This window comes from Acuticoccus yangtzensis, from assembly GCF_001927245.1.
GTDB lineage: Bacteria > Pseudomonadota > Alphaproteobacteria > Rhizobiales > Amorphaceae > Acuticoccus > Acuticoccus yangtzensis.
Genome location: NZ_MJUX01000001.1, coordinates 169,893 through 184,148, shown reverse-complemented (window position 1 = coordinate 184,148; position 14,256 = coordinate 169,893). Strand labels below are relative to the sequence as shown.

Annotated in this window: 12 protein-coding genes; 7 read left to right on the top strand and 5 right to left on the bottom strand. The window is 67.7% G+C overall.

Going from position 1 to position 14,256, the window contains the following annotated elements:
• Positions 1-52: 52 nt before the first annotated feature.
• A complete protein-coding gene (gene gyrA, locus BIX52_RS00785) occupies positions 53-2,824 on the top strand; it encodes a DNA gyrase subunit A (protein ID WP_075219127.1) in 2,772 nt (923 codons plus the stop codon).
• Positions 2,825-3,012: 188 nt separating this feature from the next.
• Here gyrA and BIX52_RS00780 read toward each other — a convergent pair whose 3' ends face one another.
• The gene (locus BIX52_RS00780; protein ID WP_075219126.1) at positions 3,013-3,282 is read right to left on the bottom strand and encodes a hypothetical protein; all 270 of its coding nucleotides are present in this window, start codon (positions 3,280-3,282) and stop codon (positions 3,013-3,015) included.
• 112 nt (positions 3,283-3,394) lie between these two features.
• Positions 3,395-3,706, bottom strand: coding sequence for a hypothetical protein (locus tag BIX52_RS00775; protein WP_075219125.1), 312 nt, complete (start codon positions 3,704-3,706; stop codon positions 3,395-3,397).
• Positions 3,707-4,038: 332 nt separating this feature from the next.
• Between BIX52_RS00775 and coaD the strand changes: the two genes are divergently transcribed.
• The 4 genes from coaD to tgt all read left to right on the top strand — a co-directional run bounded on the left by coaD (position 4,039) and on the right by tgt (position 7,441).
• Entirely contained in the window at positions 4,039-4,533 is a 495-nt protein-coding gene (gene coaD / locus BIX52_RS00770; RefSeq protein WP_075219124.1) for a pantetheine-phosphate adenylyltransferase, read from the top strand.
• 184 nt (positions 4,534-4,717) lie between these two features.
• Positions 4,718-5,257: a peptidylprolyl isomerase gene (locus BIX52_RS00765; protein ID WP_083547942.1), complete on the top strand. Its 540-nt coding sequence runs from the start codon at positions 4,718-4,720 to the stop codon at positions 5,255-5,257.
• A 16-nt stretch (positions 5,258-5,273) separates the two neighbouring features.
• A complete protein-coding gene (queA, locus tag BIX52_RS00760) occupies positions 5,274-6,335 on the top strand; it encodes a tRNA preQ1(34) S-adenosylmethionine ribosyltransferase-isomerase QueA (RefSeq protein ID WP_245803079.1) in 1,062 nt (353 codons plus the stop codon).
• Positions 6,332-7,441, top strand: coding sequence for a tRNA guanosine(34) transglycosylase Tgt (tgt, locus tag BIX52_RS00755; RefSeq protein ID WP_075219123.1), 1,110 nt, complete (start codon positions 6,332-6,334; stop codon positions 7,439-7,441). The genes queA and tgt overlap by 4 nt, the downstream gene beginning before the upstream one ends.
• Before the next feature lie 264 nt (positions 7,442-7,705).
• On the opposite strand, the gene BIX52_RS00750 is transcribed toward tgt, so the two are convergent.
• The 3 genes from BIX52_RS00750 to BIX52_RS00740 all read right to left on the bottom strand — a co-directional run bounded on the left by BIX52_RS00750 (position 7,706) and on the right by BIX52_RS00740 (position 11,020).
• Positions 7,706-8,167, bottom strand: a complete 462-nt coding sequence (locus BIX52_RS00750; protein WP_075219122.1) for an OsmC family protein — start codon at positions 8,165-8,167, stop codon at positions 7,706-7,708.
• Positions 8,168-9,448, bottom strand: a complete 1,281-nt coding sequence (gene eno, locus BIX52_RS00745) for a phosphopyruvate hydratase (RefSeq protein WP_075219121.1) — start codon at positions 9,446-9,448, stop codon at positions 8,168-8,170.
• A 144-nt stretch (positions 9,449-9,592) separates the two neighbouring features.
• The gene (locus BIX52_RS00740) at positions 9,593-11,020 is read right to left on the bottom strand and encodes a glycosyltransferase family 4 protein (protein WP_075219120.1); all 1,428 of its coding nucleotides are present in this window, start codon (positions 11,018-11,020) and stop codon (positions 9,593-9,595) included.
• Between the two features lie 717 nt (positions 11,021-11,737).
• On the opposite strand from BIX52_RS00740, the gene BIX52_RS00735 reads away from it, so the two are divergent.
• On the top strand, positions 11,738-13,426 hold the full coding sequence (locus BIX52_RS00735) for a glycosyltransferase (protein ID WP_075219119.1): 1,689 nt from the start codon (positions 11,738-11,740) through the stop codon (positions 13,424-13,426).
• 21 nt (positions 13,427-13,447) lie between these two features.
• A complete protein-coding gene (locus BIX52_RS00730; protein WP_075219118.1) occupies positions 13,448-14,239 on the top strand; it encodes an ABC transporter permease in 792 nt (263 codons plus the stop codon).
• The last annotated feature ends 17 nt before the right edge of the window (positions 14,240-14,256 follow it).

The following is a 14,256-nucleotide window of genomic DNA, read 5'->3' as shown; positions in this document are numbered from 1 at the left end:
CCCCGTAGGAGTGTGACGTGTGAGTGACGAGACCGAAAACGGTGGCGGCCCCATGGACCCCGGCGGCGCCCAACCGCCTGCGGGCGGTGACGGCATCTCCGGGATCTCGATCACGGCCGAGATGGAGAAATCCTTCCTCGGCTATGCCATGTCCGTCATCGTGTCCCGCGCCTTGCCGGACGTGCGCGACGGCCTCAAGCCCGTGCACCGCCGTATCCTCTTCGGCATGCACGAGGGGAACTACGAGTGGAACCGCCCCTATAAGAAGTCGTCCCGCATCGTCGGTGACGTCATGGGTAAATACCACCCGCACGGCGACTCGGCGATCTACGACGCCCTCGTGCGCATGGCGCAGCCCTTCTCTATGCGCGTGCCGCTGGTGGACGGGCAGGGCAACTTCGGCTCCGTCGACGGCGATGCCCCGGCCGCCATGCGTTATACCGAGGTGCGCCTGCAGAAGGTGTCCACCACGGCGCTGATCCAGGACATCGACAAGGACACGGTCGACTTCCAGGACAACTATGACGGCTCCGAGCGCGAGCCCGTCGCCCTTCCGGCGCGCTTCCCGAACCTCCTCGTCAACGGCGCGGGCGGCATCGCGGTGGGCATGGCCACCAACATCCCGCCGCACAATCTGGGCGAGATCATCGACGGCACCATCGCGCTGATCGACGACCCGTCGCTGTCGATCACCGACCTGATGGCCTACATCCCCGGTCCCGATTTTCCGACCGGGGGACAGATCCTCGGCCGCTCCGGCATCCGCTCCGCCTATGAAATGGGGCGCGGCTCCGTCCTCATGCGCGGCAAGGTGCGCGTGGAGCCGATCGGCTCCAACCGCGAGGCGCTGATCGTCGACGAGATTCCGTACCAGGTGAACAAAGCCACCATGGTCGAGAAGATCGCCGAACTGGTGCGCGACAAGCGCGTCGAAGGCATCTCGGACCTGCGCGACGAGAGCGACCGCGACGGCATGCGCGTCGTCATCGAGCTGAAGCGCGATGCCAATGCGGACGTGGTGCTGAACCAGCTCTACCGCTATTCGCCGCTGCAGACCTCGTTCGGGGCCAACATGGTGGCGCTCAACGGCGGCCGGCCCGAGCAGTTGAACCTCAAGGACATCCTGTCCGCGTTCATCGGCTTCCGCGAGCAGGTGATCGCCCGGCGCACCAAGTTCCTGCTGGCGAAGGCGCGCGATCGCGCCCACGTCCTCGTCGGCCTCGCGGTGGCGGTCGCCAATATCGACGAGGTGATCCGCCTCATCCGCACCTCGCCGGACCCGGCGACGGCGCGCCAGCTCCTGATGGACCGCGATTGGCCGGCGGTCGACATGGCGCCGCTGATCGCCCTCATCGCCGACCCGCGCCACGCGATCTCCGAAGACGGCACGATCCGCCTGTCCGAAGAGCAGGCCCGCGCCATTCTGGACCTGCGCCTGCAGCGCCTCACCGCCCTCGGCCGGGACGAGATCGGCGACGAGCTGAAGAAGCTCGCCGACGAGATCGCCGATTATCTCGACATCCTCGGCTCGCGCGCCCGTGTGCAGGGGATCATCAAGGACGAGATGACCGCCGTGCGCGACGAGTTCGCCACCCCGCGCAAGACCGAGATCCTGGACGGCGGGCCGGACCTCGAAGACGAGGACTTCATCAACCGCGAGGACATGGTCGTGACCGTGTCCCACGCCGGCTACATCAAGCGCGTCCCGCTCGACACCTATCGGGCGCAGCGGCGCGGCGGCAAAGGCCGCTCGGGCATGTCCTTCAAGGACAACGACTTCGTGGCGCGGCTGTTCGTGGCCAACACCCACACGCCGGTGCTGTTCTTCTCCTCGCGCGGCATGGTCTACAAGGAGAAGGTGTGGCGCCTGCCGCAGGCGGCGCCGCAGTCGCGCGGCAAATTCCTCGCCAACATCCTGCCGTTGCAAGAGGGCGAATACATCACGTCGATCCTCCCGCTTGTGGAGGACGAGGCGACGTGGAGCGACTACGACGTCATGTTCGCCACCACGCAGGGCAACGTGCGCCGTAACAAGCTGAGCGATTTCACCAACGTGAACCGCGCCGGCAAGATCGCCATGAAGCTGGACGACGGGGACGGCATCGTCGGCGTCGCCATCGCCACGCCCGACCACGACGTGTTCCTCACCACCGCGCTCGGCCAGGCGATCCGCTTCCCGGTGTCCTCGCTGCGCGTCTTCCTCGGGCGCAACTCGTCGGGCGTTCGCGGCATCTCGCTGGCAGAGGGGGACAAGATCATCTCCATGTCCATCCTGCGCCACTTCCCGACCAACCCGGACGAGCGCTCGGTCTTCCTGAAGATGCGCCGCGCGGTGGCCGGTGAGGCCGAGCCCGTGGGCGAGGAGGACGAGGGCGGCAACGGCGGCGAGCTGACGCTGGAGCGCTATGCCGAGATGAGCGCCGCCGAGGAGCAGATCCTCACCATCTCCGAAAACGGCTACGGCAAGCGCTCGTCGTCCTTCGAGTTCCGCGTGACCTCGCGCGGCGGCAAGGGCATTGCGGCGATGGTGGTGAACGGCCGCAACGGTCCGCTGGTCGCCGGGTTCCCGGTGGAGGAGACGGACCAGATCATGCTGGTCACGAATGCGGGCCAACTCATCCGCGTGCCGGTGGACGGGGTGCGTGTCGCCGGACGCAACACGCAAGGTGTTATCGTCTTCAACACGGCCGCGGACGAGCGTGTCGTCTCCGTCGACCGCGTGACGGATGACGGCGAGGAAGGCACCGAGGCGGTGGACGCGTCGCCCGACGGCTCCACCGATGCGCCGGACGGTGACGAACCGAACGACGGCTCCGAAGAGTAAGCCGCGCGCCTCTCTCTGAGGAGTGAGGAGAAAATCAGCACCGATGTTGAAAGAGCCGCCAGCGGGATCTCGCTGGCGGCTCTTTCATTTGGTCCGTTGCTACGCCGAAAGCTCAGCCTCGACACCGACCGGCGCAGCTCGTGCTGCAGCGCGTCCGGGCCGGCGCGGCTGCGCGGTGTGGCGCGGCCTCAGTCGGTAGGGCGCAGCCGGGTCAGAGTGATCGTCCCGGCCTCCAGGTCGCGGTCGACCACGGTTGAATAGCCACCCAGCTTCTCGTGAAATGCGGCGCAATCGGCCTCGGGGCAGCTCTCATAGGCCAACGCCACGAGGAGATCGCCCTTCAAGGCCGGGGTGGTGGTCGACACGCGCGTGAAGTTGGAAGCCGTCAATGCGAGGGCGAGCGCCACGACGCCAAAGGCAGACGCGATGATCGAGCTTTTGATGATGGCACCGTACATAGGATTACCTCTCGCGGACATAGCCTCAATTTATGAGACTGAGGCTGATCCGCAACAGTGCCTCACAGAATTGTGCGTAAATCGAACAATTCTGTTGACTATTTATTGGAGTTTAGTGCAGCGCGATTTCCTCAACCGGCGTGCGCTCCAGCTTGGTCACGCGGGCGGATTTATCGCTCGACGCGATGGTCACGAAACGCACCGGCGAAGCGACGGCCTGTCCCTCGGACCACGCCAGGCATTCCGAAGACAGATTGGGCCACGCCTGACCGGCGCAGAGGCTGTCCCCGACCACGGCGAAGCGGTCACTCTTAGGGGCGGCCGTTCCTTCGGCCATGCTCCCGCCCAGCGTGGCGGCAGCAATCATGAATCCAGCGAGAACGGTACCGGCGATCGGGGTCAGAATGCGGCGGTCGGCGTTCATTTCAATCTCCTCAAGTTCATCCGGGCGACACGAGATGAATTAACGACGATCGCGTTCTTCACCTGTGTCGCTCATCACATCCCGCGCGTTTCGCGGCGGGGATGGCGGGCGGCACCTTCTGGGTGCTGCCCCGGATCCGGTCGGGCGCCGCCATGGCGCCTCGCATCCGTCTGATGTTGAAAAAACGCATCCGGTCTGAACTGGTTCCGAACGACCCAATAATAAAATGATAACAGTCGTTTACCATAAGTGTTGCAGGGATTGCTGAAGGTCTATCAATCTTGTTAAGACCTGCGGCCCGCCACACCCTTTTGCCATCTGGAATCACCGTCATGCGCACCGCCTTTTATCCGGGGTCGTTCGATCCCGTGACCAACGGACATATGGATGTGCTGGTGCGCGCTTTCGCGGTTGCCGACAGGGTGGTCGCCGGCATCGGCGTTCATCCCGGCAAAAAGCCGCTCTTCTCGTTCGAGGCGCGCGAAACCATGCTGCGTGAGGCGGTGGCTGCGGCGGGCATCGCCGCCGACCGCTTCGCCGTGGTCTCGTTTCAGAACCTCGTCACCGTGGCGGCGGTCGACCATGGCGCGACGCTTCTCATCCGCGGTCTGCGCGACGGCAGCGATCTCGACTACGAGATGCAGATGGCCGGCATGAACGAGACGATGGTGCCGGGGCTTTCCACCGTCTTCCTTCCCGCCTCGCCGTCGACGCGCTTCATCACCGCCACCTTGGTGCGTCAGATCGCCCAGCTCGGCGGCGACGTTCGCCCGTTCGTTCCCGCCCATGTGGCGGACGCTCTGGCGGCCCGGCTGGCACAGGGCTGAGGCCCGGCGCGGCAGGGGCGGCTTGACGGGGCGGCCAAGCTCGGCTTTGCCGGTGCGGCTCAACTTTTCCGGTGAACACGCCGTGAGCGCAATGGCCCTAGTGAACTCGCACCGCGGGATGGGCTAAGGGTTCACCAAAGAAGGGGCGGTCCATCCGCCCCGACCGACCCGAAAGGACGACACGATGATTTCTCGCCTGCTCGCCGCCGTCGCGATGGCGCTGGTCTCCACCGCCCACGCCGGCGCGGCCGACCCCGAGAACACCCTGATCCTCGAGCTCGAGGACGGCCCCGTCACCATCGAGCTTCTGCCCGAGATCGCGCCCGGCCACGTCGAGCGCATTAAGAAGCTGACCCGCGAGGGCTTTTATGACGGCGTGGTCTTCCACCGCGTTATCCCCGGCTTCATGGCGCAGACCGGCGATCCGACCGGCACCGGCATGGGCTCGTCCGACTATCCGGACCTGAAGGCCGAGTTCAACAAGACCAAGCACATGCGTGGTGCGGTCTCCATGGCGCGGGCGCAGAACCCGAACAGCGCCAACTCGCAGTTCTTCATCGTGTTCGACGATGCCACCTTCCTCGACGGTCAGTACACCGTGTTCGGTCAGGTGATCGACGGCATGGAGCATGTCGACGCGCTGAACGCCGGCACCCAGGCCAACAACGGCAAGGTCGCGAACCCGGACAAGATCGTCCGCGCGCGCATCGCCGCCGACAATTGATCGGCTGACGACGGCCTTGACCGCCACCCTGGGCGAGGGCGAGTCCCTCGACGATTACGACTTCACGCTGCCGGACGGGGCCATTGCGCTCCGCCCGGCCGTCCCGCGCGATGCGGCACGGCTCCTCGTCTCGCGCCCCAGCGACGGGTTCGAGGACCGCCATGTGCGCGACCTTCCGAGCCTCCTTCGCCCCGGCGACCGCCTCGTCGTCAACGACAGCCGCGTCGTCCCGGCGCGCCTGGTCGGCACCCGCGTGCGCGGCGACGCCTCGTCGAAGGTGGAGCTGACGCTTCTGGCCGAGGACCCGCCCGGCACCTGGCGCGCCTTCGCCAAGCCGGCCAAGCGCATCGCCCCCGGCGACAGGCTGACCTTCACCGAAGGCGGTCGCCACGCCGCCGCCGAGGTCGTCTCGCGCGACGGTCCGGAGGTGCGCGTGCAGTTCGAGGACGATCCGTTCGCGGTCGGCTCGATGCCGCTGCCCCCTTACATCGCCGCCAAACGCGCTCCCGATGCGCAGGACATGGACGACTACCAGACCGTCTATGCCGACCCCGCGGGCTCCGTCGCCGCGCCCACCGCAGGGCTCCACTTCACCGAACGCCTGCTCGCCGAACTCGCCGCCAGCGGGATATCCCTGTCGCGCGTCACCCTCCACGTGGGTGCCGGCACATTCCTGCCGGTTAAGGTGGAGCGGCTGGACGAGCACGAGATGCACGCCGAGACCGGCACGGTGACGGCGGCCACGGTGGCGGAGATCGCCGCCACGAAGGCCGCGGGCGGGCGCGTGATCGCGGTCGGCACCACGGCCTTGCGGATCCTCGAGAGCGCAGCCCAGTCCGGCACGCTCGCCCCGTTCGAGGGGGAGACGCGCATCTTCATCCGCCCCGGCTTCCGCTTCAACGCGGTGGACGGGCTGATGACCAACTTCCACCTGCCGCGCTCGACCTTGATGATGCTGGTGGCGGCGCTGGTCGGCCTGCCGCGCATGCACGCCATCTACGCCCATGCCCTCGCCGAAGGGTACCGCTTCTACTCCTACGGCGACGCCTCGCTGCTCTTCCCGGACCCCCGCCCATGAGCTTCCAACTTCTGACCACCGATGGCGGGGCGCGCCGCGGCCGCCTGGTGACGCCGCACGGTCTCGTGGAGACGCCGGCCTTCATGCCCGTGGGCACGCAGGCGACGGTGAAGACGATGCTGATGCGCGACGTGGAGTCCACCGGCGCGCAGGTGGTGCTGGGCAACACCTATCACCTGATGCTGCGTCCGGGAGCGGACCGGGTCGCATCCTTCGGCGGCCTGCACGAGTTCATGCGCTGGCCGCACACGATCCTGACCGACTCGGGCGGCTTCCAGGTCATGTCCCTGTCGGCGCTGAGGAAGATCGACGACGACGGGGTGACCTTCAAGAGCCACGTGGACGGCTCGATGCATCGGCTGACGCCGGAGTCGGCGGTGGAGATCCAGCTCAAGCTCGGCGCTGACATCCAGATGCAGCTCGACGAGTGCGTGCGTCTTCCGGCGACGCCGGAGGAGATCGCGCGTTCGGTGACGATCAGCCTGGACTGGGGCGCCCTCGCGCGGCGCACATTCCTCGAGGCGCAGTCGGGCCGCCTGCAGTTCGGCATCGTCCAGGGCGGCACCGATCCCTCGGAGCGGCAGCGTTCGGCGGAGGGGCTGGTCGGCATCGGCTTCGACGGCTACGCGATCGGCGGGCTCGCCGTGGGCGAGCCGCAGGATGAGATGTTCGCCACCATCGATGTGACCGCGCCGCATCTGCCGGCGACGCACGCACGCTACTTGATGGGCGTCGGTACGCCGGGCGATCTCATCGGCGCGGTGGCGCGGGGCATCGACATGTTCGACTGCGTGATGCCGACGCGGGCGGGCCGCCACGGCCTCGCCTACACCACCACAGGCAAGGTGAACCTCAAGAACGCCCGTTTCGCCACCGACGACACGCCGCTGGACGCGAACCTCGACTGCCACGCCTCGCGCGACTTCTCGCGCGGCTACCTGCACCACCTCGTGAAGGTGGGCGAGCCGCTGGCCGCCACGCTGATCTCGTGGAACAACATCGCCTTCTACCAGCGCCTGATGGCGGACCTCCGCGCGGCGATCGCCGAGGGCCGTTTCGCCGAAAAGCGCGCCCGGCTGGCTGAAATCTGGGGCGGCGGAGCGTAGCGCATAAAGTGCCCCACCGCCCGCGAGGCGCTCACGCATTGCGGGCCCGCGCTGCCTGATCGCTGGAGCCGCCGTCGCCCCCAACCCTTGGCGGGCCCGGTGGTGCCTTGCCAAGGAGCCGAAGGCCGGCTTTAGCCGCTTGTCCTTGGCAAGGTGCCGCCGGGTCTGCCACGCGGTGCAGGGGTGATGGCGGTTCCGGCGATTAGGCGGTCCCTGATCGTTGGTGAGCAGGAGCCCGCCGGAGGCCGCGGCGGCCCCCACGGCTCAAGCGCCGGGGTAAGGCTCCACGACGATCTCGGTGCGCACGGAATTGGCGATGAAGCAGGCGTGGTGCGCCTTCTCGTGCAGCGCGGCGAGGGTTGCGGCATCCGCATCGCTGGCGATGAGCGGACGCAGCGCAACACGGGTTACGGCGCGGCGACCGTCGCCGATGTCGGCCATGGTGCCGACGGCGTCGTCCTCGTAGCGGGTGACGTTGACGCCGGCGCGGCGGGCGAAATCGAGGAACCAGAGCATGTGGCAGGCGGAGAGGGCGGCCACGAACATCTCTTCGGGGTCGACGGCGGCGGCGTCGGACCACGGCGCGGGAACGTTGATCGCGGCGGGGGAGCCTTCGACGGTGGTGCCACCGTCGAAGCTGAGCGTGTGGGTGCGGCTGTAGCGCCCGCGCAGGAAGTCGTCCCCGTCGCGGGCGGTCCAGAGCACCTTGGCCGTGTGGCCGGTCACCTACTGAGCGCGCAGCGGCAGGCCGTGGCGGCCGTAGATGGCGGCGCTGCCCAGCATTTCTTCGATGCGCAGGAGCTGGTTGTACTTCGCCGTGCGGTCGGAGCGCGCCAGGGAGCCGGTCTTGATCTGCCCGCAATTGGTGGCGACGGCGAGGTCGGCGATGGTGGAGTCCTCGGTCTCGCCCGAGCGGTGGGACATCACCGCGGTGTAGCCGCTGCGGTGGGCGAGCTCGACGGTGTCCAGCGTCTCGGTCAGGGTGCCGATCTGGTTCACCTTCACCAGAATGGAATTGGCGACACCCGTCGAAACGCCCTGGGCAAGGCGCGTCTCATTGGTGACGAACAGGTCGTCGCCGACGAGCTGGCACTTGGCGCCGATCCGCTCGGTCAGCATCTTCCAGCCGTCCCAGTCGTCCTCGCCCATGCCGTCTTCGATCGAGATGATCGGATAGGCGTCGACGAGTTCGGCGAGGTAGTCGACCATCTTGGCTGGCTGCAGGGTGCGCTGCTCGCCTTCGAGGCGGTATTGACCGTCGGTGTTGAACTCGGTCGCGGCGCAGTCGAGGGCGATGAGAACATCCTCACCCATGCGCGCACCGGCCTGGGTCCCGGCTTCCATGATGAAATCGAGCGCGGCTTTGGCGGAGGGAAGGTTCGGCGCGAAGCCGCCTTCGTCGCCCACATTGGTGTTGTGGCCGGCCTGCTTCAGCTTGGATTTCAGCGCGTGGAAGATCTCCGCACCCGCCCTCAGCGCCTCCGAGAAGGAGGGGTAGCCGACCGGCATCACCATGAACTCCTGGAAGTCGATGGGATTGTCGGCATGGGCGCCGCCGTTGAGGATGTTCATCATCGGCGTCGGCAGGACGGTGGCGTTCACGCCGCCGACATAGCGGTAGATGGGAAGGTCGGCGGAGGCGGCGGCGGCGCGCATGGTGGCGAGCGAGACGCCGAGGATCGCGTTGGCGCCGAGGCGGGATTTGTTCTCGGTGCCGTCGAGGGCGATCATGGTCTCGTCGATGTCGCGCTGGCGCTCGGCGTCGAGGCCGGACAGGGCGTCGAAGATCTCGCCGTTGACGGCGGCGACGGCGCCGGCGACGCCCTTGCCGCCGTAGCGCCCGTCACCGTCGCGCTTTTCGACCGCCTCGTAGGCGCCGGTGGAGGCGCCGGAGGGGACGGCGGCGCGGCCCATGGCGCCATCTTCCAGCGTGACGTCGACTTCCACGGTGGGGTTGCCGCGGCTGTCGAGGATTTCGCGGCCGACGATATCGATGATGGCGGTCAAAGGGAGGTCCCCTTTCTGGAGATGCACGTTTTGAGCGTGTGATAGCCGAAGCGCCGCACCCGTCAAAGGGCCGATTTGACGGCGCTTTCACGACAGGTGGCGGCGGCGGTCCCGGTGCCGGGCGGAGGCGCTCCGGCGGGCCTCTCAGAGGAGGGTGCGGGACGGGGAGGGCAGGAGGGTCTGCAGGATCGGCCGGCGGCGGGCGGGCACGTAGATCTTCGGCTGCACCTGGCCGACTTCCTCGATGAAGTTGCGCACTTCGCGGAAGTGGTCGGACCACTGGGGCGGTTCGTAGCGGCGGGCGCGCTCCAGGGCGGCGGCGCGGCGCGGCGAGCCGGGCTGCGCATAGTCGATGACGGCTTGGGTCCAGGACGGGCCGTCGAGCGGGTCGATCAGCTCGGCCGCCTGGCCGACGATCTCGCGGAAGACGGGAATGTCGGAGGCGATCACCGGGGTGTCGACGGAGAGCGCCTCGGTGACCGGCATGCCGAAGCCTTCGACGAAGGAGGGCATCAGAACGGCGGTGGCGTTGCGGCGCAGGACGTCGAGCGCGGCGTCGGGCACGGCGCCGGCCTCGTAAACGTGGCTCGACAGGCTGCGCACGCGGTCGAGCACGGCGATGGGGGTCTGCGCCTCCCAGCCGCGCTTGCCGGCGATGACGAGCTTGGGCGCTTCCTCGCCGAGGTCCTCCACCAGGCGCCGCCACACGTTGAGGAGGAGCATGTGGTTCTTCCGCGCCTCGATGGTGGAGACGACGAGGAAGAAGGGCTTGTCCGCCAGCGGCGGCAGGGCGGCGGTCGGCGGGGCGGGCTCGGAGCCGATGTGCGAGACGGCGATCTTCGGCGGCTTGGGGCCGAGATATTGCCGCAGCCGGGCGGCGCTATAGTGCGACGAGGAGATGATCCCGTCGGCGTGCTTGGCGAGCGTTTCGACACGGGCGGCGCAGGTGGCGGCCGTCCCGGGGCGCACGAATTCCGGATAATCGAGCGGGATCAGGTCGTGGCAGACGTTGACCATCCGAACGCCGGGGAAGGATTTGATCCGCTCGATCGGTCCGGGCCGCTCCAGCCGGTCGAGCGAGGCGCGCAGGTAGATGACGGGGCGGTCGCGATGGGTCTGGCGCAGCAGCGGGGCGAGGGGTTCGCGCGCCCAGCTGGCGGCCATGTGCTGCGCCCAGCTCGAGATCGGCGAGCGGCTGGGCGCCTCACCGGTGATGCCGCGACGTGAGCGGCGCAGTTCGCGCTCTTCACGCGAGAGGTAGCCGAGGAGCGGGGCGGCGGGGGCGCCGTCGCCGGTGAGGAATTCGTTGACGTTGAGGATGGCGCTTTCGGCCGAGAAGCCCTGCGCGCCGCCGTCCCATGTGGCTTCTTGCCGGTCGAGGAATTGCGGCACCGCGGAGTCGGCGATCATCCGCACGCTCTGCATGGTGACGACGAAGCGCACGTCCGCCGAGGTGAGCCCCGACAGCCATTTGGCATAGGCAAGCTCGACGCGCTCGATTCCGGTCGGCGCGGAGCGTCCGGAGGCCGAAACGAGCCGTGTCAGATCAAAAAGGATCAGGGGTCGGGTCAAGTTACTTTACCCTGCCTTCAACGCATTCGTCGGTAGGTCCTACACCGGATGGTGTATGAACCCAACTCCGGATGTGTTGTGCATCCATCACATTTCCCTCGACACGGACATGTCCCGGCTTTGGCGGGGCGGTTGGTCCGGCAGATCAGGCCCGATCGACCTAAAGTATAGGCAAGCGGGGCGGTCGCGTCACGTGGCCGTGCGAATTCGTAGAGCACATTCAACGCGTTTCAAAGCCGGTCCGGGCCATAGGAGCGTTGCAAAGGTCCATTGAGTCGAATGACAGGAAAGCGCTTGGCGTATCGAATTGGGGCCGCGGGGTCCTGTCACGCAGCGTCGTGGGCGGATGGGCGAACCGATTGCTCAATGTTGTGCCACGGAAATAAATTGCGGGATTTATTGGACTTTCGCGGCCCCGCCGAGGTGCCGAGACGATCGGTGCGACGGCCGCGGGTGGCCGGTCGCCGCCCGAAGCGCGTGAGGTCTGTTATACCGCGATGGTGTCCTGCCGCTTGCCGCCGATGTCGAGAGGCAAGCGCGGCGTGACCGCAAGAGCACACCGGCGAGGTTGCCCCGTGACCCCCCGTGCCGCGGCGGATATGACGGCGGCGAGAAGGGCGGCGCCGCCGGGAGGGCGACCTGAGCGAGATCGACATCAACACCGCAGGCCACAGCAGCGGCGGCCACGAGAGCGCGGACCGTCACTGGCGCGCCGACGTGGAGCTGAGCGCGCGTGCGCCTGTGCGCGTGGCGCTGCCCTTGTCGCCGGGATGCTACCGGCTCACGGCCGCGGCCCCGGTGGCCGTGCGTGTGGCGGTGGTGACGGCGGCCGGTCCTGTACCGCTGCGGCTGGAGGCCGGTGAAGCGCTGTTCACGTCCGCCGAGCCGGTGACGGGGTTCGACGTGTGGCCTACCGACCGGCCGGCCGCGGCGGCCACGTTGATGGTGGCCCGCGCGGCTCCATGGAGCACGCTCGCCCCCGACTGGCCGCTGGGACCGCTGCGCCAGCCGCCACGCGCCGGAGCCGAGGGCGCATGGCCGCGCCATCGGCCGTCCACCCCGGCGGGTTGGATGAGGGGGATCCGCATCGCCGAGGCGGAGGGGGTCCGCGTGACGGGCGACCGGTTCGACGTGGGGGAGACGGGCCTCCTGCGCCTCACCTTCGACCCGCCGATCGGCCCCGGCACGGTGGAGATGTCCGGCGAGTTTACGGATGACGCGGGCAAGGTCGCCTGGGTGGAACCGCTGGTGCTGGCCGATGATGCGGTGTCGCCGCGGGCGCGCCTCGGCACGCTGCGCCGCGTTCGCGGTGCGCTCTACCGTGCGCGCTTCAGCCTCGCGTCGCCCACGGCGGCGCTGCTGCTGCGCCCGCGCGAGACCAGCGGCAGCGTCGTCGTCCGCCGGCTCGATGTGGTGCGGCTCGGCCCCATGCGGCGCGCTGTCCGGCTGGCCGATGCGGTGCGGGCGAAGGCGGCGTGGCCCGCTGCGGTTCCGCGGCAGCCCGGCCGGGCGCTTGCGACAGGTCGCCCCGCTTCTCCGCAGTCCGCGCCGGTGACGGCCGGGCCCAGCGTCACGCTGATCACGGCGACGCGGGACGCGCCGGGCCATCTGGAGCGGTTTCTCGAAACGCTCGCGGCGAGCCGGCCCGGCCCGCAGGAGACCATCCTCGTCGACAACGGCACGACCGACGCGCGCGCGCGAACGCTCCTGGAGGAGGCCGAGCGGGCCGGCCATAAGGTGCTCAGCGACGCGCGCCCGTTCAACTTCGCCGCCCTCAACAACCTCGCGGCCCGCACGGCGCAGGGCGACGTCCTGGTGTTTGCCAACAACGACATCGAGTTTTCCCGCCCCGGCTGGCTCGCCGCCTTGGCCGCCGTGGCGGCGCGGCCCGAGGTGGGCGTGGCCGGAGCGCGTCTTCTTTATCCGGACGGGCGGGTGCAGCACGCGGGGCTGGTGCTGGCGGGAGAGGCGCGCGTGCGCCACGCCGAACGGTTCCTGCCGGCGCGCTGCGCCGGATTTGGCGGCCGGCAGCGGGCCGAGACGTCCGTCGTCGGCGTCACCGGGGCGCTGATGGCGATCCGCCGCAGCCTGTTCGAGCGGCTCGGCGGTTTTAACGCGGACCGCTTCGGCGTCCTCTTCAACGACGTCGACCTGTGCCTGAAGGCGCACGCGGCGGGCTTCACCAATCTCCTCGTTCCGGCCGCCGAGGCGGTGCACCACGAGTCGGCGACGATCGGCCAACGCCTCACCGGCGGGTTGTTTGAAAGGGGGGGCGAGATCTGGCAATACGAGCGCGCGGTGGAGGGCCATCGGTTCCGCCAGGACTGGGCGGGGCTTCTCGATGGCGACCCTTTCTATCCGGCCGAGTTCGACCCGCTCGACGCTGGCTTCCGGCGCCGCGTGTGAGGTCGCAGTAAGGAATGGTCGATGGCGTCTGTGGGTGAGGCGGTCTCCCGCCAGGCCGGGGTGATCTACAGTGTCGCCATGCGCGAGGCGCAGACACGCAACGTGGAATCGCCGGTCGGCGTGTTCTCCATGGTGCTGGAGCCGGTGGCGATGCTCACCATGATGACGATCATCTTCACCTATGTGCGTCTGCGCACGGGCGGGATGGGCGACTACATCATGGTCTTTCTGATGACGGGCATCGTGCCGCTGTCGGTCTTCCGCAGCTCCGTCACCGGCGGCGACCGCACCTACAACCGCATGAAGCGGCTGTTGGTGTTGCCCAACATGCAGCCGATCGACCTCGTCATCGGCGGGATCCTCCTGCAACTTCTGGCGATGATGGGGCTCTACACCCTCATCACCTTCTTCTTCCACTATTTCTATGGGACGGACACGCCGGAATATTTCTGGCTGTCGATGCTCCCGGCCATGGGAAACTGTTGTATCGCCTTCGGCTTCTGCATGCTGAACATGGTGATCAAGCTCTATTTCAAATTCTGGGGCACCCTGTTCGGTATTCTCACCGGCCCGCTCAATATCGTCTCCGGCATGTTTTTCACCGCCGAGACGCTGCCCCCCGCGATGTTGAAATATTTGTATTATAACCCGTTCATGCATTCGACGGAGTTGACGAGGAGTTTCTATTTTCCCGAGTATACGTCCCACTTTTTTGACATATATTATTATGGTGGCTGGTGTGCCGGCGGGATCGTCGTCGGGTTGTTGCTGGAGCGCGCATACAGGTATCGTTTATTGCACGCGACCGTGTAATAGATCGGGCGGCTCCT